The 22608-nt window shown below is 44.8% G+C and carries 21 protein-coding genes; 8 read left to right on the top strand and 13 right to left on the bottom strand.

Features of this window, described 5'->3' with window-relative positions:
* Positions 1-67: 67 nt before the first annotated feature.
* From OJ16_RS00940 to OJ16_RS00925, 4 genes are all read right to left on the bottom strand, one after another.
* The gene (locus OJ16_RS00940; RefSeq protein ID WP_040986488.1) at positions 68-250 is read right to left on the bottom strand and encodes a hypothetical protein; all 183 of its coding nucleotides are present in this window, start codon (positions 248-250) and stop codon (positions 68-70) included.
* 166 nt (positions 251-416) lie between these two features.
* On the bottom strand, positions 417-1475 hold the full coding sequence (locus tag OJ16_RS00935; protein WP_082030198.1) for a tetratricopeptide repeat protein: 1059 nt from the start codon (positions 1473-1475) through the stop codon (positions 417-419).
* A 147-nt stretch (positions 1476-1622) separates the two neighbouring features.
* The gene (locus OJ16_RS00930; RefSeq protein WP_040987072.1) at positions 1623-2291 is read right to left on the bottom strand and encodes an OmpA family protein; all 669 of its coding nucleotides are present in this window, start codon (positions 2289-2291) and stop codon (positions 1623-1625) included.
* 164 nt (positions 2292-2455) lie between these two features.
* On the bottom strand, positions 2456-3139 hold the full coding sequence (locus OJ16_RS00925; protein WP_040986486.1) for a DUF2786 domain-containing protein: 684 nt from the start codon (positions 3137-3139) through the stop codon (positions 2456-2458).
* Positions 3140-3568: 429 nt separating this feature from the next.
* On the opposite strand from OJ16_RS00925, the gene ydiJ reads away from it, so the two are divergent.
* Complete coding sequence (gene ydiJ, locus OJ16_RS00920; RefSeq protein WP_040986484.1) at positions 3569-6595, top strand: D-2-hydroxyglutarate dehydrogenase YdiJ; 3027 nt, start codon at positions 3569-3571, stop codon at positions 6593-6595.
* Complete coding sequence (locus OJ16_RS00915; RefSeq protein ID WP_040986482.1) at positions 6595-7056, top strand: methyltransferase family protein; 462 nt, start codon at positions 6595-6597, stop codon at positions 7054-7056. The genes ydiJ and OJ16_RS00915 overlap by 1 nt, the downstream gene beginning before the upstream one ends.
* Before the next feature lie 122 nt (positions 7057-7178).
* Here OJ16_RS00915 and artM read toward each other — a convergent pair whose 3' ends face one another.
* The 5 genes from artM to OJ16_RS00890 all read right to left on the bottom strand — a co-directional run bounded on the left by artM (position 7179) and on the right by OJ16_RS00890 (position 11080).
* Entirely contained in the window at positions 7179-7847 is a 669-nt protein-coding gene (gene artM / locus OJ16_RS00910; RefSeq protein WP_040986480.1) for an arginine ABC transporter permease ArtM, read from the bottom strand.
* Positions 7844-8533, bottom strand: a complete 690-nt coding sequence (artQ, locus tag OJ16_RS00905; protein ID WP_040986478.1) for an arginine ABC transporter permease ArtQ — start codon at positions 8531-8533, stop codon at positions 7844-7846. Before artQ ends, artM begins: the two co-directional genes overlap by 4 nt.
* Position 8534: 1 nt before the next feature.
* The gene (locus OJ16_RS00900; RefSeq protein ID WP_040986476.1) at positions 8535-9266 is read right to left on the bottom strand and encodes a lysine/arginine/ornithine ABC transporter substrate-binding protein; all 732 of its coding nucleotides are present in this window, start codon (positions 9264-9266) and stop codon (positions 8535-8537) included.
* A 59-nt stretch (positions 9267-9325) separates the two neighbouring features.
* Positions 9326-10054: an arginine ABC transporter ATP-binding protein ArtP gene (gene artP / locus OJ16_RS00895; protein ID WP_152613804.1), complete on the bottom strand. Its 729-nt coding sequence runs from the start codon at positions 10052-10054 to the stop codon at positions 9326-9328.
* Between the two features lie 300 nt (positions 10055-10354).
* Positions 10355-11080 carry a DUF3581 domain-containing protein gene (locus OJ16_RS00890; RefSeq protein WP_040986472.1) on the bottom strand — a complete coding sequence of 242 codons (726 nt, stop codon included), beginning with the start codon at positions 11078-11080 and terminating at the stop codon, positions 10355-10357.
* 457 nt (positions 11081-11537) lie between these two features.
* Between OJ16_RS00890 and OJ16_RS00885 the strand changes: the two genes are divergently transcribed.
* A complete protein-coding gene (locus OJ16_RS00885) occupies positions 11538-12281 on the top strand; it encodes a sporulation protein (protein ID WP_040986470.1) in 744 nt (247 codons plus the stop codon).
* Here OJ16_RS00885 and OJ16_RS00880 read toward each other — a convergent pair.
* Together OJ16_RS00880 and OJ16_RS00875 are read right to left on the bottom strand one after the other, a co-directional pair.
* Positions 12278-13255, bottom strand: a complete 978-nt coding sequence (locus OJ16_RS00880; protein ID WP_040986468.1) for a DUF3187 family protein — start codon at positions 13253-13255, stop codon at positions 12278-12280. The two genes, OJ16_RS00885 and OJ16_RS00880, sit on opposite strands and share 4 nt — an antisense overlap.
* Positions 13256-13377: 122 nt before the next feature.
* Positions 13378-14154 carry a RelA/SpoT domain-containing protein gene (locus OJ16_RS00875; RefSeq protein WP_040986466.1) on the bottom strand — a complete coding sequence of 259 codons (777 nt, stop codon included), beginning with the start codon at positions 14152-14154 and terminating at the stop codon, positions 13378-13380.
* 332 nt (positions 14155-14486) lie between these two features.
* On the opposite strand from OJ16_RS00875, the gene OJ16_RS00870 reads away from it, so the two are divergent.
* Positions 14487-15134 (top strand): thiopurine S-methyltransferase, encoded by a 648-nt coding sequence (locus tag OJ16_RS00870; RefSeq protein WP_040986464.1) that lies wholly within the window; start codon positions 14487-14489, stop codon positions 15132-15134.
* A 159-nt stretch (positions 15135-15293) separates the two neighbouring features.
* On the opposite strand, the gene purT is transcribed toward OJ16_RS00870, so the two are convergent.
* Positions 15294-16469 carry a formate-dependent phosphoribosylglycinamide formyltransferase gene (purT, locus tag OJ16_RS00865; protein ID WP_040986462.1) on the bottom strand — a complete coding sequence of 392 codons (1176 nt, stop codon included), beginning with the start codon at positions 16467-16469 and terminating at the stop codon, positions 15294-15296.
* Between the two features lie 243 nt (positions 16470-16712).
* On the opposite strand from purT, the gene OJ16_RS00860 reads away from it, so the two are divergent.
* The 4 genes from OJ16_RS00860 to OJ16_RS00845 all read left to right on the top strand — a co-directional run bounded on the left by OJ16_RS00860 (position 16713) and on the right by OJ16_RS00845 (position 21527).
* Positions 16713-18131 (top strand): SLC13 family permease, encoded by a 1419-nt coding sequence (locus OJ16_RS00860; protein ID WP_040986460.1) that lies wholly within the window; start codon positions 16713-16715, stop codon positions 18129-18131.
* Between the two features lie 3 nt (positions 18132-18134).
* Positions 18135-19457, top strand: coding sequence for a sensor histidine kinase (locus tag OJ16_RS00855; RefSeq protein ID WP_040986458.1), 1323 nt, complete (start codon positions 18135-18137; stop codon positions 19455-19457).
* 1 nt (position 19458) lies between these two features.
* On the top strand, positions 19459-19932 hold the full coding sequence (locus tag OJ16_RS00850; RefSeq protein WP_040986456.1) for a response regulator: 474 nt from the start codon (positions 19459-19461) through the stop codon (positions 19930-19932).
* Positions 19933-20258: 326 nt separating this feature from the next.
* Complete coding sequence (locus tag OJ16_RS00845) at positions 20259-21527, top strand: HD-GYP domain-containing protein (RefSeq protein ID WP_040986454.1); 1269 nt, start codon at positions 20259-20261, stop codon at positions 21525-21527.
* A 93-nt stretch (positions 21528-21620) separates the two neighbouring features.
* Here OJ16_RS00845 and cdd read toward each other — a convergent pair whose 3' ends face one another.
* Positions 21621-22508, bottom strand: a complete 888-nt coding sequence (gene cdd / locus OJ16_RS00840; RefSeq protein WP_040986452.1) for a cytidine deaminase — start codon at positions 22506-22508, stop codon at positions 21621-21623.
* Between the last annotated feature and the right edge of the window lie 100 nt (positions 22509-22608).

Here is a 22608-nt window from a genome sequence, read left to right as displayed (position 1 = left end):
CTCAGGTTTGATCACAAGCGTTGCGGTTACTCATTTTTGTGGGTAACGAATGCTTTTCTGTCGCGATTTAGCGTAATTGATTTTGACGTTCTCTTTGCTGTAATTCAGCAAGGTTAAACTGACGTACATCCAAAGCGGCCAAGTCGAAACACTCTTCACAAGAGTAATGGCATAAACCGTCAATATATTCATGTTTAGCGAGTAAGCTTGGCTTTTTGCACCAGTCACAAATGCCTTCAATAGTGTACATAATTGGCTCCACCCTTATCACTACGGGTTATTTTCGGCGCTTATTATGACACAAAGAGTTATTACCGGTTAACTATTTGTTACGTCAACTGAGAGCGAGATCGTTTGCGAATCCCTTATACACAGTGATTGAGTGGTCGTCCTAGAGCATTGAATAATATATGTAACTACTTATTAACATGCTTGAGGATGATACTTAGCGCGCTATTGAGTCTCATCATTTCTTCATGGCTGCCTTGTTTGTCCGGATGATAAATTTTACACAGCTGCTTGTAGCGCTGTTTAATCTGTTTTTCATCGGGTAGACGTTCATCGCCATAGCCAAACATTGATCGTGCCAAGTGTAACGGGTGCAACTGAGGTTCTGTTTTCGCTTGAGTGCGGAGGCTTGCCGCTTGCTGCGCTTTTAGCTGACTCAAGAGTTGCTCTAACTGCTGTTTTTGTTTACGTAACGCTTGGTCTTGTCGTGCTATTTTCTGGCGAAGATCACTATCGGCCTGATTCGGCGTGCTGGTTGAGGCCGCGGGCGGCAAAGAGTCACGTGCTTGCTGTTTACGACGCCAAAACAGCGCCATCGCAGTAACGATGATGATGACCAAAAAGAGCAAAACGTATAACCACGATGGCATGGGGTTTGTGATGGCCTTGTCATCATCCAGCGATGCGTTGTCGCTGTCATTCAAATCCGACATTGCGGCCAATTGCTTCGCCCGCTGGTCGTTAAATTCTTGTTCTAGCAGGCCGGTTAATGCCGTTTCTGCTTTCGGGTTGGTTTGAGCGGCGATTTGATACCATAATTTTGCCTGCATCAACGGCTCAGTGTGTTTCGCTTGCAGTTCGTAGAATTGACCTAATTCAAATTGAGCTTGATCGTCGCCAGACATCGCCAATTTGGTGAGCCAAAAAAGCGCTTCATTTAGATTCTGTTCGGTTAAATCACCTTGCTGATAATGCTGTATTAACTCGCGCTGCGCAGGTTTATAGCGGTTACTTGCTGCTTGTCTAAGCCAGTAAATCGCTTCTTTATTTGATTGCGTGACGCTGTCACCTGCTTGATAGGCGTGGGCTATCTGATATTGCGCCCGAGGGTTATTCAGTTCAGCCTGTTGTAGAATTTGTGTTGCCTCATTTTCGGTGAGTGCATGAGCCGCTGAAGTGGCGAATAGGAAGAGAAACCCAGCTAATACGTAGAACAATGGTTTTAATTTTTTAATTTGCACTAGCATGTTGTGAGAGCGTCCTATTGCAGCTCGAAAACGAGAGTCACTTAAATGGATGACTAGATTGAGAATAAATGCATGAAGGGTCGTTCAAAGGAACAACCATGCCGATGAGAATAAACCCATTGGCATGGTAAACAAAGCGAATAACCGTTATTTCAGCGGTAGGATCTGAATTTCTACACGGCGGTTACACGCACGGCCAGCCGTGGTGTCATTTGAACATAGCGGGAAGCGTTCGCCATAGCCACGAGCAATGGCACGACCCGGAGCAACACCTTGTTGAACAAGGTAGCTACGAACAGACTCTGCACGTCGCTCAGAAAGCGTTTGGTTCATTTGATCGTTACCCGTGCTATCGGTGTAGCCATTCACGACTAAACTGGTGTTTGGGTATTCAACCAATATGGTCGCCACGCCCGCGAGAGTGCGGTGAATGGTTGGATCCAATTGGTATGAACTTGAAGCAAAGCCAATGCCGTTTTCTAGGCGTAAAACCAGTTGGTTTTCACCAATACGTTCAACTTGTACACCTGAATCCAGCAGTTGCTTGCGTAGCGCCGCTTCTTGTTGGTCAAAGTAGTAACCCGCACCACCACCAATTGCCGCGCCGCCTGCTGCGCCAATAAGTGCATTTTTACGACGTTCTTTCGCGTCATCACCTGTCGCAAGGCCAATCGCAACACCCGCAATCGCACCAAGTAGTGCGCCAGAAGTGGCAGAGTTCGTTTCGCTCTCACCCGTGGTGGCATTTTGACGTTGAGTAGCTTGGCAGCCGGTCAGTGCAATAGTCAGCGCTAAAGCTAAAGTGAGTTTTTTCACAGATCGCATCTCCATGTGAAGTATTCATACAACAAATTAATGGGATGCAATTAACCTTATGATGTTCGTTATGTCAAATGTACGCACGATATTTGACATAAGATTAACGTGGCAGCAAGAAGTTGTTTGTTTTGCCGCCACTTATGAGGTGTGCTTTACATAAATTAACGCAGCAGTTTACGCTCAGGAGCGCCGTCGATAGGGCGATTAACCGATAAAGTACGCCCTTTTTTGAGTCCTACTTCATAGTCAGCAGTGAGGTTTTTCATCGCTTCACGCAATTGCTGTTTGAAGGTTTCACGATCGATATTCTTAAATTCTTTATCGATATAATCTTCGATTTTATTGGCAGATTCTTCGTCTGGTGAAATGATAGGCAACTTCTCTAATGCGCCCTCAACCCAACCAGATAGGTAAGAGTTCACTCGGCGAGTGACTTCTAGGCTTGATGTGCCTGTTCCTGCGAAACTGTTGCGGAATTTTCCGGTGTGTTCATTCATTTCACGGTAAACAATATCAAAGGCAAACGCGGCAAAAATAGCGCGATCGGCTTCACCAATGAATTCGACGCGCTTTAAACCTTTGTGGTTTAGTAGAACGGCTTCGACACCAAACTTGGTATTGATACCTCGAATGACGCGCAGCAGTGTCGAGCTTACGTTGGCTGGCAATAGATGGGTCGATTGCGTTTTGCCCATCTTGATAAACTCAATATCGTCCTTATCCAAGCCATACTTGAGCATAAGGCTATGCGCCATTCTGATCGCATTCGCAGCTTCATTGACGTTGGCAGAGTTACCAAGCTCTAGACACTTGGCAATCTTTTTTAAGGCTTTTTGTTTATGCATAGATCGCGACAAAACTCGTAAAATGAACAAAGTCGGTTATTTTAACGCGTTCTTGCGGTCGCTCGCAACTATCGAGCGCGAGTAAAGGTCGAAAGGTAAGGGAAAAAAAGATGAATGGCGGGGGATTGGGGAGAGGTTCAATGAAATAGATAGGGTGCAAGCGATGCCGCCATCCGCTCATGCTTGAACTTGATTTGTTGTACGTCCTTGCGCGCAAGACAGAGATCAAAAAAGGCAATACGTTTTGGTGGGTAAGCCAGCATCGAGAAGATAAAAAGAGGGGACAAATCTCTTTGATTCGTCGATACAAAAAATGCATTGGGGCATTGTAATTCTGATTTGATCACGCTTTTAAATGTTGTAAAGTGACACAACACAAATAAAAGTAACCCAATGCTGAATGGATCAGCGTAGTAGGGGCAGGAAGCAATGTTACCAAGACTTCATTCTCAACCCGATGTTGATCATGTTGTGCTCAGTTTTTTAGATGAACTGAAATCAGCAGGATTTACCGGTGATATCGAAACACAATACTCAAGCCGCTTAGCCGTTGCCACTGACAACAGTGTCTATCAAATGCTGCCACAAGCGATTGTTCATCCCAAATCAACAGAAGACGTCGCACTGATTGGTCAAATCAGCGTGAAGCCTGTCTATGAGCGCGTAAAATTTTCTCCACGCGGGGGCGGTACGGGCACCAATGGCCAGTCATTGACACAAGGTGTGGTGGTGGATCTATCCCGCCATATGAATAAAGTCCTTGAAATCAATGAAAAAGAAGGCTGGGTGCGTGTACAAACTGGGGTGGTGAAAGACCAACTGAATGACGCGATTCGTTCTTATGGTTACTTTTTTTCGCCAGACCTTTCCACCAGTAACCGCGCCACGTTAGGCGGGATGATCAATACGGATGCTTCGGGTCAAGGTTCCTTGAAATACGGTAAAACATCGGATCATGTTTTGTCTCTGCAAGCGGTGTTTGCTGACGGCTCGGTGATGGAGACGGATTTATCCCATGGCCAGCCAGAACCACAGAGTTATGCGGCAATTGCGTTGGAGGCAACAGAACAAATTTGCCGCCAACACCGAGACCAAATCCTAGCTAAATTCCCGCCGTTAAACCGATTTCTTACGGGTTACGATTTAAAAAATGCCATCGATGAGCACAGTGGCGAGTTCGATTTAACTCGTGTGTTGTGTGGCGCGGAAGGCTCATTAGCCTTCATTACTGAAGCGAAATTGAACCTGACTAAGATCCCTAAAGCTCGTAGCTTGGTCAACGTTAAATACAACAGTTTTGATTCGGCACTGCGTAATGCTCCGTTTATGGTAGACGCACACGCGCTCTCGGTTGAAACCATTGATTCAAAAGTATTGAATCTCGCGAAAGAAGATATTGTTTGGCACACCGTGAGTGACTTGATCACTGATGTCCCTAATAGAGACATGTTAGGCATCAACATGGTGGAATTTGCCGGACAAGATTGTGATGAAGTGCAACAACAACTCGATACGTTAATCGCACGCCTAGATGAGATGCTGATCAGCGAAGAGGCGGGCATTATTGGCTATCAAGTCGTGGATGATGTTGCCAGTATCAACAAGATTTACAACATGCGTAAAAAAGCGGTGGGCTTGCTAGGCGCGGCGAAAGGCCGAGCTAAACCCGTCGCATTTGCTGAAGATACCTGTGTTCCCCCTGAAAACCTAGCCGACTTTATCGATGAATTCCGTCAGTTGCTCGATGCAAAGCAACTGAACTACGGCATGTTTGGCCATGTGGATGCGGGCGTATTGCATGTTCGTCCTGCGTTGGATATGTGCGACCCTCATCAGGAGAAACTCATGCATGAGATTTCTGATGAAGTGGTGAAGCTGGTGGCCAAATACGGCGGCTTAATGTGGGGAGAGCATGGCAAAGGATTCCGTTCTGAATATGGGCCAGAATTTTTTGGTGAAGCGTTATTCACGGAATTGCGCCGTGTAAAATCGGCCTTTGATCCCCAAAATAAAATGAACCCTGGGAAAATTTGTACACCGCTTGAAAGCCAAGAAGCTCTGGTCAAAGTGTCTGACACGAAGCGCGGTTTTTATGATCGTCAAATCGATGTCAAAGTGCGTGATAGTTTTAAACAGGCGATGGAGTGTAACGGTAACGGCTTATGCTTTAACTATGATACCGCATCACCAATGTGCCCATCGATGAAGGTTTCCGCCGATCGCAGACACTCACCGAAAGGCCGGGCTGGATTGGTACGAGAATGGCTACGTCAGCTAACAGAACAAGGCGTTGATATTCTCGATCTTGAAAAACAAGCGCTGCAATCGGCGAGTGTAAAAACCTTGCTTGATCGTGTGCGCCACACATTTAATAAGCGTCATCAATACGACTTCTCTCATGAAGTTTATGAAGCAATGAATGGGTGTTTAGCGTGTAAAGCGTGTGCGAGTCAGTGTCCTATTAAAGTGGATGTACCGAGCTTCCGTTCGCGCTTTTTAAACATTTACTACAGCCGCTATCAACGCCCTGCAAAAGACTATTTAGTGGCGAATATTGAAACCATGTTGCCGCTGATGGCAAAGGCGCCGACACTCATCAATGGTGTGTTAAAGCAGAAGTGGGTGCAAGATCTCACCGCAGCGACAGTCGGGTATGTGGATGCACCGTTGTTATCAGTGCCGACCTTGGAAAAACGTGTGGCGGCCGTTAAAGCGTTTGATATGCAAGCGTTAGCCGGCATGTCGAGTGAAGAAAAAGCCAATCATGTATTGATCGTTCAAGATCCTTTCACGAGCTATTATGATGCCGACGTGGTTGAGGACTTTGTTCAATTGCTGATTAAATTGGGTAAAACCCCGGTGTTATTGCCATTCAAACCAAACGGTAAAGCGCAGCATATTAAGGGCTTTTTGGCGCAGTTTGCGCGCAATGCGAAAAGCACCGCTATGTTCTTAGAGCAAGTCGCTGATTTAGCTATCCCAATGGTTGGCGTTGACCCTGCGCTGGTGCTTTGTTATCGCGATGAATACAACGAAATCCTTGGTGATAAACGCGGAGAGTTTGACGTTTTAACTGTCCATGAATGGCTAGAGCCACGCTTAGCCGAGTTTTCGTTGCAAGCCTCAACAGATGAACCATGGTATTTGTTGGCGCATTGCACAGAAAAAACCAAACTGCCGAATGCGGAAAAAGAATGGGGCGCGATTTTTAGTCATTTTGGTGCCAAACTGAATACAGTTCCTGTCGGTTGTTGTGGTATGGCAGGTACCTTTGGTCATGAAGTCGACAAGCTGCAAATGTCGAAAGACATTTATGCGCTAAGTTGGAAGCCTCGCTTGGAAGAGCTCCCTAAAGAACGTTGCTTGGTGACGGGTTACTCTTGCCGAAGCCAGGTAAAACGTTTTGAACATGTGAAGACGAAACACCCGTTACAGGCGCTATTAGAGATCATTTAATGGATAAGCTAGAAAGAAAAATACCCCCAGTGGCACTCTTTGTCATCTTTGTCATTCTCATGACGGTTATCGATAAAGTTTGGGTGGTTTTTCGTTTCGAGTTTCCGCTAAATCTATTTGTCGCGGTTGCTGCGGTAGGGCTTTCTGGTGTGATTGGGTTGGCGGGCGTGTATGAGTTTCGTAAAGCGAAAACGACGGTCAATCCAATCAACGTCGAGGCCGCGAGTACGGTGGTGGACAGTGGCATTTTTGCTTATACGCGTAATCCAATGTATTTAGCGCTAATGATTCTATTGGTCGGTTTGGGTTATTGGCAGCAGAACATGCTGTGCCTATTGTTGCCTTACGGTTTTGTTATGTACTTAAATCGTTTTCAGATTCGGCCTGAAGAGAAAGCGTTAGAAAATAATTTTGGCCCAGAGTATTTGGACTATAAGCAACGTGTCAGGCGCTGGATTTAAAGACTTATAATGAGGAAAGGGCGATAAATTATGATTTATCGCCCTTTTTTGTGGGGGGTGCAGAGCCAATGAATGCCCCCGCGAATGCGAGTCAAATGCGTAAGGCAGATTCATAACTCAAATTACGCAGCTTCAAATGCCAGTGCTTTTTTCTCTAGTTGACGGAAAAGCAGGGTAAGCAAGCCGTTCACTACTAAGTAGAACGCGCCAGCGATGCCAAATACGGTTAATGTGTCGTAGGTTTGTGCATTGATACGTTGCGCATAACCCATCAAATCCATGATGGTAATCGTGCTCGCCAGTGATGTCCCTTTAAAAACCAGAATGACTTCATTTGAATAAGCCGGAACCGCGCGACGCAACGCGTAAGGGAGCAAGACTCTTAAACTGGCGGCTTTGCTCATTCCTAGTGCACGACAGGCTTGCCATTGGCCTTCAGGAATCGTATTAAACGCCCCTTTAAACAATTGCGCACTATAAGCGGCCGTATTGAGTGCCAATGCCAGCATTGCACAGAACCAAGGTTGGCTTAGCCAAACCCACAGAATGCTTTCACGAATCCATTCAAACTGACCTGGGCCGTAATAAACTAAGAATATTTGAACCAGCAAGGGCGTGCCGGTAAAGACCGTAATCAATGCGCGGCTGAACCAATGAATGATCGGTGTGCGCATGATCAGCGTTACGGTCATTAAGAGCGATAAAATACACCCAACAAGCAAGGATGAGACGGTCAGTTGGAAGCTGGTCATTAAGCCTTCAAAGAGTTGTTCCAGATATTCAGCTTTCATGCTTGTGCTCCTTGAATACTGCTCATGCCTTTAATTGCAAACTTACGGTCTAGTCTTTTCACAAGATGTTGTGTGATTAATGTAATCACTAAATAAATGGCGGCGGCGGTGGCATACCATGTAAAAGCTTCATGAGTAGACGCTGACGTTAGCTGCGCTTGTTTCAATAAATCCGTCACACCAATCAGTGAAACCAACGCGGTGTCTTTGAGTAACACGAGCCACTGGTTGGTCAGCCCAGGTAATGCGTGACGGACCGCTTGTGGTAATACAATTCTAAAAAATGAATGGAAACGAGTCATGCCTAAGGCATGCGCGGCTTCTCTTTGTCCGCGATTCACCGCTTTTAATGCGCCACGAATGGTTTGTGCAGCATAAGAAGAAAAAATAAGCGATAACGCGATGACGCCTGAAATGAAAGGGCTAATCTCAATAAATTCGCCCGTGATGATGAACAATACTTGGGTTGATCCAAAGTAGATAAACAGCACCACTAACAACTCAGGTAAACCACGGATGAGGGTAACAAAGGCGGTTGTTGGCCATCTCAACGCAGCATGACGCGACATCTCACCACTTGCAAACAATACGGCCAATACAAGACCAACAACAAGGCTAGTACAAGCCAATTGGACTGTCATCCAACTGGCTTGAACGAGCGACAGAGTGTAACCCGTCAATACCATATTACTTACCGAAGTATTTAGTGTGAATTTGGTCATAAACGCCGTTTGCGCTGACCACTTTCAATGCGCTGTTTAATTGCTCAACCAACGCTTGGTTATCTTTGTTGACCGCGATGCCGAATCCGTTACCAAAGTATTTCGCGTTCGTAATCGCTTCGCCTACGTAAGCAAGGTTGTTATCACGCTTGAACCACTCAGCCACCACGGCATTGTCACCAAATACTGAGTCGATACGGCCATTTTTCATGTCGATGAAAGCATCTTGATAGCTTGAATAAGGCACTGCAGTCACACCTGGCATCTGCTCAATTAAGAAGCTTTGGTGAGTTGAGCCATTTTGCACGCCGACACGTTTGCCTTCTAATGCTGCTTGATCAGCCACTTTGCCATCTAAAGAAATAAACGCAGCGGAGTTATCGTAATACGCATTTGAAAAAGCCACTTGCTCAAGACGGGCGTCGGTAATGTCCATTGCTGAAATCGCTGCATCATAACGTTTAAACTTAAGTGCAGGGATTAAGCTGTCAAAACCTTGATTATGGAACGTACACTTTGCTTCCATTTCATTACAAAGCGCGTTGGCTAAATCTACGTCAAATCCTTGAATTTGATTGTTCTCATCCATAAATTCAAACGGAGGGTAAGTTGCCTCCATTACGAATTTAATTTCTTGTTGTGCAAGAGCGTGAGTAGAAACAAGACCGATTAACGAAGCAAGAATAATTTTTTTCATTTTGTATAACTCCTAGATTACAAAAGCGGGTTCCTTCAATGGACCGCCGTTATGAATAATTAGTGTTTTAAATAGTCCGCAAACTGAGTGGTTTGTGGATGAGTAAAGGCGTTGTTGGTGCCGTGTTCTACGATACGGCCTTGCTCTAAATAGAGAACGTGTGACGCAATTTTTTTCGCGAAATCGACTTCATGGGTGACAACAATTTGCGTAATGCCCGTCGAACTCAATTCTTTGATGATTTCGACCACTTGGTTGGTGATTTCTGGATCAAGTGCTGCCGTTGGTTCATCGAACAACAACACGTCCGGTTTCATCATTAATGCTCTTGCGATGGCGACACGTTGTTGCTGACCACCGGAAAGCTGCATTGGCCATGTGTTGGCTTTATCTTCCAGCTTTAAAGTCTTAAGTACTTCTAAAGCGAGATCTTTTGCTTCTTCTTTCGATAAGCCGTTCACTTTTGTTGGTGCTTCAATCAAGTTCTGCATCACCGTCATGTGGGGCCACAGATTGTATTGTTGGAACACCATGCCGACTTTACGACGTAACTGACGCTCGTCACTTTCTTCTATCTTTTGGTCGAAATCAAATGAGTATTCTGCAATATCTAACTGACCATTATCAGCCGTCTCAAGCAAGTTGAGCACTCGTAAAAGTGAGCTTTTTCCTGCGCCACTTGGACCAAGCAACACCAGCGTTTCACCGTTGTGACAGTTGAAGCTAATGTCGTGTAAAACTTGGGTGTCACCGTAAGATTTGTTGATCTGTTTTACTTGAATACTCATGCTTAAATACTGCATTAATTACCATATGTCATTCATGCTACTATAAGTGAGGGATTATGCAATAAAAATGTATAAAAATTTAAAATGTTATTTTTTTGTATAATTTTTACCCATATGAGCGATAGATATCACTGATGGTCTTTCATCTGAGGTCAAGCGAGTGGGGTTGTAAGGTTGAGCAAACCAAGAGCAAGGAAAGGGGCAAGATTTGCGGAGGATATATTAGGGTATGACAGGCATAAAAAAGCCCCCGCAAAAGGCGGGGGCGATGTAAGCTAATTCATTTAAATCGCGCTGACGTTAGGCAACGTGGTTAAACTCTGCAAGAAAGCTGGCTTTACATTCGTTAAAGCGATTAACCAAGTCGTCGATATCGTGCTGAGTGTACGGCTTTAAACCACTGGCAACCATGCGCTTCACGCCTTTACCAACGATGTTGTCATCTTGTTTAAAATCGAAGTTAAGTGTCACGATACCGCGCTTGCCCTGGACATCAAACGTTGCACCAGTGAAGGTGACTTCAGGTGCAGTGATATCTAGGCGTGTAAATTCAACTTCCATACTTTCATAGATGACGAGTGGACGCTGGCAGTTGATCATCATCTGCTTTTCTTCCATTAACGGAACCATGATATGTGGAAAGTTCATGCCCGAGAATTGGACATAGTTCGTCACGACATGCTCGATAAACGTGGCATCGTGATTCACATTACCTTCGCGTGACATACGAAGGTATTCTTTACCATTCGCATCTACGACAACCGCTTCTTTATCACATTTATGCTCAATATGCAGTGCGACACCGTCGTTGACCATACCGGCAAACTCAAAGCGCATTTTTTCGCTTACGCCTTCTTGGCTAAGAAGGACGGCAAACAATAAGTCACCGGGTACGCAGAAACGTTTGTTGTCTTCATCGTGAAGAGGATTAAAGTCGCCCGCGACTTTTTTGGCAAAATGGCTTGCTTGCTGACGAGTGAATTGGAACTGACGATCTTGTGAAGAAAAATACGGTGTTAGAAACATATCTTACGCTTAATGGCAAAAACTGTGGGGGATTATATATGAGTAATTGATTTCACTGGTCAATCCAGTCATTGAATCCATAATTTGGTTAAACAAATATCGACATAATACGTTGTTTAAATGGGAGAAATTGCGCTGGTTCGCCAATTGTTTTCATCGTTTTATACCCAGACAAAGTGATGATGCAGGTAGGGTGGCAAGCGAACAAAGCCTCTAAACGACTAAATCTATAAACGACTAAGCCTCTTGGCATTGCAGGGTATGAGTTAAGCTATGCGATAAGGTTTGAGAGTACCAGTCAACACCGCAGTCACTTCATGAAGCACGGGTAGATAGATTCACGGTAAAATGCTTGCAATAAATGTGTGAGGTATGAGATACCCTTGTGAGGTTAACTGATTATCTTAATAATTATACGGTTAACGTTCAGTCATAAGAAAAGTTTAAAGGAAAGCTCATGTTTGGAAAGTTGAAGGCATCGTTAGGTATTGGTGCTGCCAAAGTGGATACCGTATTAAGTAGTATGGCCATTTATCAAGGCGATACGCTGCAAGGGACGGTCAATATTCAAGGCGGTGATGTTGATCAGCAGATTGATGCGATCAATTTAAAATTGTGCACGGAGATGAAGGTAGAATCTGAGGACAGTGTCAGTTACCAAGATTTTACGTTGGGCAGTCTACAAGCCGTGCAGCCGTTTGTGATTGGGAAAAATGAGCAAAAGCAAATTCCCTTTCAATTAAAATTGAATGACGAAACGCCAATCACCGTATTGAATGCCGCGAAAAACCAATCTCATGTTTGGCTTGAAACGACGTTAGATATTGAATTCGCGCTCGATCCTAAAGATCGTGATTATGTTGACGTCCTTCCTCTGCCTGTTGTTGCAAAAATGATCGCAGCGATTGAGCAGGGTGGTTTTTCAATGGTCAAAGCGGATGTTGAAAAAGGCTTTCTTAACGGACACAATTTCAGCTCTAAGTCTGGTTGTTACCAAGAAATTGAATTCAGAAATAATGCTTTTATCAACAAAAAAGAAATTGAATTGTCGTTTGTGCTCGATGGCGCTTGGGTACATTGCTTAGCCGAAGTGGATCGCTCCATTGGCATGCGTGGTGACCAATACTTGTCATTTAGCTTTGGCAAAAATGCCTCAGACAGTGAAGTGCACGCCGCAGCCTCGCGGATTTTGTCTGTTTAGTTTTGATGATTGAAGCGGTACCGGTATGCCAGCGTAAATGCAATATCGGTACTGTTGTCGGCATTCACAACATTTTCAATGACCGAAAACTCAATCGCCGATTTTTCCATTTGGTAGCGATAACCCAGCGTAAACTCAGTGGCGATTTCAGATAATTCGGTGCCATCGTCTGCAATGCCCTCATACAACGCGACTTGCGTGACGAGGTAATGATTATCCAACCATTGATAGCGGTAACTCATTCCTGCAGACCAGTTGTTTGCGCGATAAGGCATGTGGGCTAAGTTTGTTGGTGTTTGACGAAATGTTTGGCTTAATAGGGCATCGACGCCATGCTTACCGTTGCGATAGCCATAATTTAATTGTAGCGATTGTTCCCAATCACTGTGGTTAAAAATGGAGTGGCCAATATCACTGTAATACACACTCATACCCGCAGAAAGGCCATGATTTTGATGTTGGTAGAGCTGGTATTGTAGGTAGCCATAGATCCCTTGGCTCATCAACTCGCCTTTAAAATCCCTTTCTTCAATACCATACCCCGGCATATCGATGACATAGCGATGATTCGCGACCTGATCTCGACCGTTTTGATCAATTGAAAACCAATCGTGGAAGTTTGTCACAAGTGTGTCTAAATGGTTATCAGCGGCATAGTTCCAACGATATCCCAGCTCAATCTGCCATTGTGATGTTAACTGCCATTTCCCCCCAAGTTGCAATTGATTTTGGTAGTAGTCGAGCTCGTAGTCACTGTTCACCGCCCAAATGCTGGCGATCGTCGCCGCTGCATATAGCTCGCTCTCGTTCGTCGGCATTGAAAACCCTGAGCGCAGCTGCGGGGCTAAACCGTTAGTGATGAAAGGGGATTGCGCGTAGGTTTGAAGCGGACCGTAATCGTTAGGTAATCCCGCTCGCCCGGCTTGAGCAAGCGAACTGGTGATCGATAAGACGATCAGTCCCCACTTTTTCATGTTCACCTCACACCTTTTTAAGTGTCTTCTTGATAAAACTGTAGTTTAAAAATCAAGGAGTGGTGAATTGATAACAAGAGAACAGGTTGATTGTTCAACCTGTTCATGGGGAAAGGAGAGGGCTAAGCTGCGCTTAAATGTGTGGTGATATAAGGCTGCCAAGCGTTTTGATAAAGTTGGCGAGATTGGCTTCTCATGGTCTCAATCTGCGCGGTTTCAAATTGGCTTATTATGCGTTTTTCAATATCAGCGCGACGCTCAATTTTTTGAATCTGTTGATATAAGTCGTGTTCTGGGCCTGATTTAACATCGGCGATGGCTTTGAGATGAAGCTGTACTTCTGCAATCAGGTTTGTTTTTGGTAATTGTACTAAAACATTTAAATCACGGTAGCCTGATGCTGCTGGTTGTTTGAAACGGTTTTTGACTTTTACTATCGTGGTTTCACGATCGAGAACTTCATAAGCCTCCATCAAGCTGGCGACATCATCAGCGACGATCGTGGCGCGGGCTAAATCGGTGATGCGATTGACTTGATTGTCGAGTTCGAGTGCGATTTTCTCTTTGGCGCGCTCAGAAGACTTGATGCCCGAAAAATACGCATCGGTATTGGTGAGCAGAGCGGTCCCTTTACAGATGGTTTCGAGTTCGTATTGTGCTTGATGCGCTTTGCTATAAAGCACGTCAAAGTCGGTGTATGGTTGAGTTGGAGTTTGGTGGGTCGATTTAATACCATACAAACCACTTAAATTGTGTTTGAAGGCTTTTGAACATACTTGGTTTTGATTCGCGCTCCGGCTACCGTCATTACTTGGCGCTGCCACTGGCATCGCGGCAAAAGCTGGGGAACGGCTCAACATCAAAAGCATTAATGCCGTCGTGCGCAAGAATAAGCTCATTCACTCTCCTCAGGATTGTCGTTACTTAGAAAAAAGGGCAAATAAAAGCATCACTACTAAGTAAAACAGTCTGTATATCCAAACAAAACTGCTTGGTATATACCCTTAATGGGGGCAAGAGTTTATAACTCAATACTAGCAGAGTTTGTTCATGCAAAAGTATTAACTTGCTCCCACTTCTGATTCTTTTGAGTCGCGATTGAACGGTTAGTTCACCGAAACAATGTAACGAATTATATCGCTTTAAGATGAACTGATTCTGAAGGGAATGTTTATATTTGGTCAGGTTTTGGTTAGGCTTAGTGACTAAAAGTCAGCTGAGAAAAATTATAATGAAAGATCCAGAATTTTGGCACAACAAATGGGCCGCGAATCAGATTGGTTTTCACCTTGAAGACGTCAATCCACTGCTTATCGAGTATTGGCCAAAAACTCGCCCAGAACGCAATGAATCCGTTTTTGTGCCATTGTGCGGTAAGTCGGAAGATTTGGTTTGGCTCGCCACTCAACATCAAGATGTGCAAGGTGTGGAGCTAAGTAATATCGCTGTGCGAGCGTTTTTTGCCGAACATTTTTATACCCCAACGGTGATGCCGATTGGTGGGCAACACGAGTTGTTTCAGTTTGATGAGCTGTCTCTTTACACTGGCGACTATTTTACCGCGCCGATTAAGCCGGTTGACTTGATTTATGACCGTGCCGCATTGATTGCCTTGCCAGACGAAATGCGTGATGAGTATGTTGCCTGTCTAAAAACGCGTCTTAAATCGGGGGGGCGTATCTTATTGGTGACATTGGATTACCCGCAAGATGAAATGACCGGGCCTCCATTTTGCGTTGCTGAACAAGAAGTCCTCCGCCACTTTGCGGAATGGAAAGTAACGAAGCTTTACCGCGATGATGCGGGCGACGATCATCCTAAAATTGCCAAAGTGGGTCTATCTCGTTTTGCAGAAGAGGTGTATTTGATTGAGAGCTAACGGCGCATACCCATCACGATAAGTGACCATGCCCCTAACGATGAGTGATTAGCCATACTCACACGAATAAAAAAACGCTTGATTCTATCAAGCGTTTTTTCTTATCTCATCACTGCGCATAATTTAATGGTCATGGCAGACCAGAAATGATGAGGCGAGTTAGTAAATGATTTTCACTTTATTTGCCGCTTCAATGGCATCTTCAATCGCTTGCTCGGTATTATTACGGCGAGTAATTGCTACACCCAAACGGCGACGTCCATCAATATCGGGTTTACCAAATAAACGGATTTGTGTTTGAGGTGATGAAAGCGCTTCTCCAAGTCCATCAAAACGTAGATTCTGCGAAGTCCCTTGGCCAAGAATAACCGCCGATGCGGTGGGCCCAAATTGCGTAATTGAGGCGATAGGCAAACCGGTAAATGCGCGAACGTGCAGCGCAAATTCTGACATATCTTGCGACATCAAGGTCACTAAGCCAGTGTCATGCGGGCGTGGAGAGACTTCATTAAAGATAACCGTATCGCCTTTAATAAACAGCTCAACACCAAAAAGACCATACCCGCCAAGAGCCTCTACGACTTTACCTGCCGCATGTTGCGCCGCTTTTAGCGCTTGGATCGACATCAACTGTGGTTGCCAAGACTCACGATAGTCGCCGTCCTCTTGGCGATGGCCAATAGGCGCGCAGTAATGAATGCCATCGACTGCTCGAACGGTTAATAATGTAATTTCATAATCAAAATCAATAAAGCCTTCAACGATCACTCGTCCGGCACCAGTGCGGCCACCTTCTTGTGCGTAATCCCACGCTTTATCGACATCCTCCGCCGTTTTTAAGACGCTTTGTCCTTTACCGGATGAGCTCATAACGGGTTTGCATACGCAAGGAAGACCAATGGTTTCAACGGCGGCAATAAAATCTTCGTAAGTATCCGCAAAACGGTATGGAGAGGTCGTTAATTGCAGTTCTTCGGCCGCGAGACGACGAATACCTTCACGGTTCATCGTTAGTTTGGTCGCGTTTGCCGTCGGTACCACTTTTAAGCCTTGCGCTTCTAATTCCACGAGCTTGTCAGTGGCAATCGCTTCAATTTCGGGCACAACATAGTGAGGCTTCTCTTTTGCAATTACGTGTGCAAGGGCATCACTGTCTAACATATCCAATACATAATGACGATGAGCAACCTGCATAGCGGGTGCATTTTCGTAACGATCACAAGCAATCACTTCAAAGCCTAATCGCTGGCATTCAAGGGCGACTTCTTTACCCAGTTCACCGGAACCAAGCAGAAGGACACGAGTAGCGTTTTCACAAGTAGCGGTACCAAACATACTTTACCTTTCATCTAGATATAACGACAACTGCGAGGAATAATACTGCAATTATCGCAAAAAGCAAACGTTTGCCTTTTGCGATTTATTCTCCATTAAATGAATAAAAATTAGACTCAAAGCACATTTTGTTAACGTGAATATTGATGAATGTAAATTCATTGATCTAACGCCAGATTTAGGGGCTTAAAGGGGAGGATGATGACGGCCCACTGTTTAAATCTCAGGAAGAGTTGTGACGTCATGCGTTCTTATTTAAAATATATAATCCCAGTGTTGATCCCACTGTTGATTCTTTTAATGCCGTTAAGTGCGTTCCCATTTGAAGGGACTACCGTTCTCCAGCAGCGAGTGATTGCGATCTTTTTACTTGCGGCTTTATGTTGGGTGCTTGAACCCATTCCAATCTACGCCACATCAGTGGTGATCATTGTTCTCGAACTCTTGATGTTGTCAGACAAAGGTTTGATTTTCTTCCGCCTTGACCAAGGCGAAGCGCATTTTGGTGAGTTGCTGAAATACAACGAAATCATGGCGACGTTCGCCAGTCCAATCATTATGCTGTTTTTGGGTGGTTTCTTTTTGGCGATGGCGGCCACTAAGTACCGCTTAGACGTCAACTTAGCCCGCGTGCTCTTGAAACCATTTGGTCGTGATCCAAAATACGTGATGTTAGGTTTGATGCTTATCACGGCAATTTTCTCTATGTTCATGTCCAACACGGCCACGACAGCGATGATGCTGTCGATCTTAACGCCAGTTATTGCGGTGTTTGGCCCCAAAGACCCTGGCCGTATTGCCTTTGCGTTATGTATTCCTGTTGCGGCGAACATTGGTGGTATTGGTACCCCGATCGGTACGCCACCGAATGCGATTGCGTTAAAATATCTGGTTGGCGAAAACTACATTTCATTTGGTGAATGGATGGCCTTTGGTGTGCCATTTGTTGTTGTGATGATGGCACTCGCTTGGTTTCTTATTAACCATTTGTATGGTGCAGAACAGAAAACCATTGATTTGGATATCAAAGGAAAATTTCTTAAAACGCCAAAAGCGATTTTGGTTTACATCACGTTTGGTCTTACCATCCTGTTATGGTTGATGGGCTCAAGCCACGGCATGAACTCTTACACCGTCGCTCTGATTCCTGTCGCGGTATTCTCACTCACGGGCATCATCAATAAAGAAGACTTAAAGAAAATATCGTGGGATGTTTTGTGGTTAGTCTCTGGTGGTATCGCGCTGGGACTTGCACTCGATAAGACCGGCCTTGCGCGTTCTGTAGTACACAGCATTCCGTTTGATGAATATTCGCCTTACGTGGTGTTATTTGGCGCGGCGTTCCTGTGTTTATTGATGGCTAACTTCATGTCGCATACCGCGACGGCTAACTTGCTGATGCCAATTATGGCTGCGCTAGGCGCTTCAATGACCACACTTGCGCCATTAGGCGGAGAAGTGACGCTTATTCTGGTTGTCACCTTTGCAGCATCATTGGGTATGTCTCTACCCATCAGTACGCCACCGAATGCGCTTGCTCATGCCACTGGAAATGTCCAAAGCCACCAAATGGCGCGTGTAGGCGTGGTATTAGGTGTGGTGGGTGTTGCAATGAGTTTTGTGTTGGTTTGGGTTCTTCATTCCGTTGGGCATATTGGTTAATTAATGTATCAAGCAGACTTAAATACATTAATACAGCGCTACTTTAGCCAGCATGAACGGATTGTGCTGGTGGAAGCAGGTTGCACGGTGATCGAGCAAAATGGCCGCAATGAACGTTTGTACTATGTACTCGACGGTGAACTCGAAGGATTCTACACCGAAGATGGACAAGTCTTGACCCAAGTGTTTAGCGCCGCTCAAGGTGCTTTTATCGGCGTGCACAGTTTTTTCTCGGGAAGTTGGATCGCCTCCTCAACGGTTGTCGCCAAAACCGATGTGGAGCTGGCGTGGATTGATCGTCATTCTCAAGCGATAGACGAGGACATGTATGGGCCATTAACGGCGCAGTTTATGCCCGTCATCGTCAATGAACTGGCACGTCGCCAGCGTCGAGCAACGCAAGAATCGCTAGAGAAAGAAAAGGCGCTGCAAAAACTGAATCTGGCAGAGCAAATGACAACGCTTGGGCAGCTCGCCGCAGGCATTGCTCATGAGCTCAATAATGCGATTGGCGTGGTCAGCAGTAAATCTGAACGGCTAGAAAGCATGATTATGTCGTTGTTAGAGGAGGTGCACCCAGAAGCTAGCCAGTTTTTTGATCATGGTTTGATGCAGGGACAAAAGGCATCGTCTAGTGAGGTGCGCGCTCGAACGAAAGAAATCGAGCGGCAATATGGCCTTGATAGACCGTTAGCCAAAGAGTTGGCTCGTGCATTGCCGGATGAATCCATTTCTCATCATTGGCTCAAAAGCCCTAAAGAAGCGATCCACTATTGGCAAATGGGACGCGATTTACACGATTTAAGAATTGCATCCAAACATACGGTTGGGATTGTTAAATCGGTTAAGCAGTTGGGCAGGGCGGATGTTGAAACCGTGGAGGCCATCGACATTAATGAAACGATTCATCAAGCGGTCGCGTTACTGCAAAGCGATTTACGCCGTGTCGCGGTAAGAATTCGCCCAGCATGTTTACCCATATTTAGAGGCTCTCAAACCGAGCTTGTTCAAGTCTGGGTCAACATTATTAAAAATGCTTGTGATGCGATGAATTTGACCGATGAACCAGAAATTGAAATACAGACAAGACTGCATAAAAACCGAATTTTAATTACTATCGCGAATAATGGCAGTGAAATAGACCCTATTACGCGAAGAAAAATATTTGATCCAAACTTTACCACTAAGAAAGGTGGGTTATCGTTTGGTTTAGGGTTAGGGCTTTCCATTGTGAGAAGAATCGTTTCTGGCTATGGGGGCAGTATTGCGGTGAAAAGTGATGCAGACCTAACCATATTTCGAATTAAATTACCGATTGAGGATTAATATGGACAAGCTTAATGTGATATGTGTCGATGACCAAAGGGAAGTTCTCAGTGCAGTATTACAAGATCTTGAGCCATTGACGGCTTGGTTAAATATTGAAGATTGTGAGTCGGCCGACGAAGTGTTGGCGTTGATGGACGAGTTGGATGCGGAAGGTGAACATATTGCCTTAGTGATTTCTGACCATGTAATGCCAGGAAAGACGGGCGTAGAACTGTTGACGGAAGTTAACCGTGACCGTCGTTTTATGCTGACCAAGAAGATATTGCTGACAGGGCAAGCAACACATTCAGATACCATTAATGCGATCAATGTGGCGGGCATTAACCAATATTTTGAAAAGCCGTGGCAAGCGGAGATTTTGATTGATTCAATCAAAAGGTTGGTAACAGAATATATTTTTGATGCGGGATTAGATTATACCGAGTGGCATAGCGAACTAGACCAACAAGTGGTTCTAGAACGTTTGCGCTAGAATCGTGAACGCATAGAGCGTCATTTAAACACAAGAAGGTTCATGTTATTCCCCGAAAGAGTGAATAAATGGACCTTTTTTTACATTAGACATACCTACTTACATTTGCAGCTCAAATGGAAGATCTGCTTACATAAATACAGTGTATTAAATTTTATAATTCGCTATATCAATTTTCGATCTAATTTTAACGCTGATCCGATAGAATGAACTAAAGGACATGTTTTATCGAATAAAATGACTAAATATTGAATGAATTAAGGACATTATATAGTAAGCGTAATATAATTTTTGCGGTTTACAGTGAATCGAAGATTGTTGTCTTGATGCAGTATGATATCCATAACTCAATTAAAATCCCCATTGAAATGCTCGCAATTGGGATGTTTGTCACCGCGATAGAGCGCACGAAACGCGTTAATCTCACGAATGCAGGTCGAGTGTCTAATGATCACTCCATTGCACAACTTGTCACTAATGGTGTGACATTTGTTTGGGTTGATGTTGCGTTATCCGCGGAAGGCTCCGTTAGCGGTGAAATAGACGCTTTTCTGCGTCAGAATGAAACATCAAATGAAACATCAAATGAAACATCAAATGAAACATCGAGTGAGGGTGACGTGTCGATCACGGCATCTGAGGCGCTAGCAAAGAGTAAAAAACAAAGTCGTTTTGCGCAGCATAAACGTGCGTCAAAAATAATCCGTGAGGCAAAAGGATTAGCGCAAAAACTGATCAACCAAACGTTTGAAGGCAAGACGATTGATGTCGTCAACATTGATCAATGGGCTGACGATTTGATTGAATTGGTTGCGATTAATTCAGACGCATTACAATGTATATCGGCACTGCGTAATAAAGATAAGTATCTGTTAGAGCATTCGGTCAATGTGGCTTTCTTGCTCGTGAATTTTGGCAAATACCTTCAGTTACCCCAAGACACGCTTAAGCAATTGGCTATCGGCGGAATTATCCATGATATTGGTAAAATTAAAGTCGATGATAAAGTGCTGCTTAAACCGTCTCGATTAACCCCGGAAGAATTTGATCAAATCAAACTTCATCAAGTGTACGCGAAACAAATGATTACCAACGTACGAGGGTTAAGTCATGTCGCGCGTGATGTGTGCCTTATGCATCATGAAAAACTGGACGGTAAAGGCTACCCCTTAGGGCTGAAAGGCGAGCAAATTCCGCTCCATGGCCGAATGACGAGTATTGTGGATATTTACGATGCGCTAACGTCAGACCGCTGTTACAAAAAGGGCATGAGCTCTGCTGAAGCCTTCAAAATTTTATTGGGGCTTGCTCCTCATCACCTTGACCAAACATTAGTTTATAAATTTATTAATTGCATTGGGGTGTATCCAGTGGGGGCCATTGTTGAGCTAAGCGATGGTCGGGTCGGCATTGTCTGGTCATCCAACCAATTGAAACCTTTGAAACCAGAGGTGAAGTGTTTTTATTCGCGTAAATATAAACGCTATTTAGACGTTACGTATGTCGATCTTAAACACACATCGGTCAACATAGAGCGGGCCATTGCGCCATACAATCTTGAAATAAACGCAACGCCATTTTTTGACTTGAAATAGCGTGTTATTGGCATTGCTCTGTGAACATTTTTGCTCATCAAAAAAGGCGCTAAAAGCGCCTTTTTTATGCATCGTTGAGGTGACAAGCGGTGCTTATACTGCCAGATAGGTCAGAGTAATATCGGGATCGACGCTATCGAGTGTGGCTTGCGTATAGGCGAGGTGGCTAATCGTACCATCCACCATTTCGGCTAATGCTGCGGTTTCAATATCGGCGAGCTGTTGCTTATCCAATAGCAATTGAACCATCGCGACTTGCAGCGGCGGAAGGCTAGGGTTGAACGCGGCATTCTCAGCGTAGGCGCCAACATACTCTTTGCCGTTTTTCATGCGCAGAGCAACACCACTCAAGTTTTGGCTGTAAGGTGCGTGAGAACGATTCAACGCCGCTAAAGCACGGACCGTAAGCGCATCCGTTTCTAGACTGGTTTTACCATGATCAATCGTTGTCATTAAGCCTGATTCAATACCCAAATCACCAGGACCGAAAGACTCAGGCAAGTATTCTTGCAGTGTCTTTTCATCGCGTTGCGGAAGTTGCACGACGAGTTCTTTCGCGGTACTTAGCTCATTCATAAATTGACGGCAATGACCGCATGGGCTGAAGTTGATGGTGATATCAGAGATGCCTTGCTCGCCTTTCATCCAAGCATGGCTGATCGCCGATTGCTCCGCGTGCACGGTTTGACCCAATTGCGCGCCAAGAATTTCCATGTTCGCACCGAAATACAATTTGCCAGACAGGCCACGCACGATCGCGCCAACATAAAAATTGGAAATAGGCGCATAAGAATAGGCGGCTGCGAATGGCAGAAGGGCAACACGTAACTCAGCGTCTGCTAAGCCTGATAGTTCGAGTAGGCGGTCAAATTGCTCACGGCTTAGCGTCGCGTCATAGTCGTCCGCGAAAAGAATAGGAGCGAGGTATTCGGCAACATTCGAAGGAATATCAGCCAGCGCTTTTTCGATACGGCTTCTCATAATGAATCCTTGTTAGATCAGTCATTCGCACTTAGTTATTCATCTAAGGCGTCGGCTATCTATTTTATGATCGAAAAGAGATATTTCCGAGCGTTAGATC

It is taken from the genome of Vibrio renipiscarius (assembly GCF_000827885.1).
Taxonomy (GTDB): Bacteria; Pseudomonadota; Gammaproteobacteria; order Enterobacterales; family Vibrionaceae; genus Vibrio; species Vibrio renipiscarius.
Note: the sequence above shows the minus strand (reverse complement) of the source record. Positions and strands in the feature narration are given on the sequence as shown.

Excerpts from the sequence above, each read along its gene's own strand:
- OJ16_RS00900 (WP_040986476.1), bottom strand. The coding sequence starts at position 9,266 with ATGAAAAAAATTATTCTTGCTTCGTTAATCGGTCTTGTTTCTACTCAC.
- OJ16_RS00850 (WP_040986456.1), top strand. The coding sequence starts at position 19,459 with ATGGACAAGCTTAATGTGATATGTGTCGATGACCAAAGGGAAGTTCTC.
- artP (WP_152613804.1), bottom strand. The coding sequence starts at position 10,054 with ATGAGTATTCAAGTAAAACAGATCAACAAATCTTACGGTGACACCCAA.
- OJ16_RS00860 (WP_040986460.1), top strand. The coding sequence starts at position 16,713 with ATGCGTTCTTATTTAAAATATATAATCCCAGTGTTGATCCCACTGTTG.
- OJ16_RS00855 (WP_040986458.1), top strand. The coding sequence starts at position 18,135 with ATGTATCAAGCAGACTTAAATACATTAATACAGCGCTACTTTAGCCAG.
- OJ16_RS00885 (WP_040986470.1), top strand. The coding sequence starts at position 11,538 with ATGTTTGGAAAGTTGAAGGCATCGTTAGGTATTGGTGCTGCCAAAGTG.
- OJ16_RS00870 (WP_040986464.1), top strand. The coding sequence starts at position 14,487 with ATGAAAGATCCAGAATTTTGGCACAACAAATGGGCCGCGAATCAGATT.
- OJ16_RS00875 (WP_040986466.1), bottom strand. The coding sequence starts at position 14,154 with ATGAGCTTATTCTTGCGCACGACGGCATTAATGCTTTTGATGTTGAGC.
- purT (WP_040986462.1), bottom strand. The coding sequence starts at position 16,469 with ATGTTTGGTACCGCTACTTGTGAAAACGCTACTCGTGTCCTTCTGCTT.
- ydiJ (WP_040986484.1), top strand. The coding sequence starts at position 3,569 with ATGTTACCAAGACTTCATTCTCAACCCGATGTTGATCATGTTGTGCTC.
- artM (WP_040986480.1), bottom strand. The coding sequence starts at position 7,847 with ATGAAAGCTGAATATCTGGAACAACTCTTTGAAGGCTTAATGACCAGC.
- OJ16_RS00925 (WP_040986486.1), bottom strand. The coding sequence starts at position 3,139 with ATGCATAAACAAAAAGCCTTAAAAAAGATTGCCAAGTGTCTAGAGCTT.
- OJ16_RS00935 (WP_082030198.1), bottom strand. The coding sequence starts at position 1,475 with ATGCTAGTGCAAATTAAAAAATTAAAACCATTGTTCTACGTATTAGCT.
- OJ16_RS00880 (WP_040986468.1), bottom strand. The coding sequence starts at position 13,255 with ATGAAAAAGTGGGGACTGATCGTCTTATCGATCACCAGTTCGCTTGCT.
- OJ16_RS00890 (WP_040986472.1), bottom strand. The coding sequence starts at position 11,080 with ATGTTTCTAACACCGTATTTTTCTTCACAAGATCGTCAGTTCCAATTC.
- OJ16_RS00845 (WP_040986454.1), top strand. The coding sequence starts at position 20,259 with ATGCAGTATGATATCCATAACTCAATTAAAATCCCCATTGAAATGCTC.
- artQ (WP_040986478.1), bottom strand. The coding sequence starts at position 8,533 with ATGGTATTGACGGGTTACACTCTGTCGCTCGTTCAAGCCAGTTGGATG.
- cdd (WP_040986452.1), bottom strand. The coding sequence starts at position 22,508 with ATGAGAAGCCGTATCGAAAAAGCGCTGGCTGATATTCCTTCGAATGTT.
- OJ16_RS00940 (WP_040986488.1), bottom strand. The coding sequence starts at position 250 with ATGTACACTATTGAAGGCATTTGTGACTGGTGCAAAAAGCCAAGCTTA.
- OJ16_RS00915 (WP_040986482.1), top strand. The coding sequence starts at position 6,595 with ATGGATAAGCTAGAAAGAAAAATACCCCCAGTGGCACTCTTTGTCATC.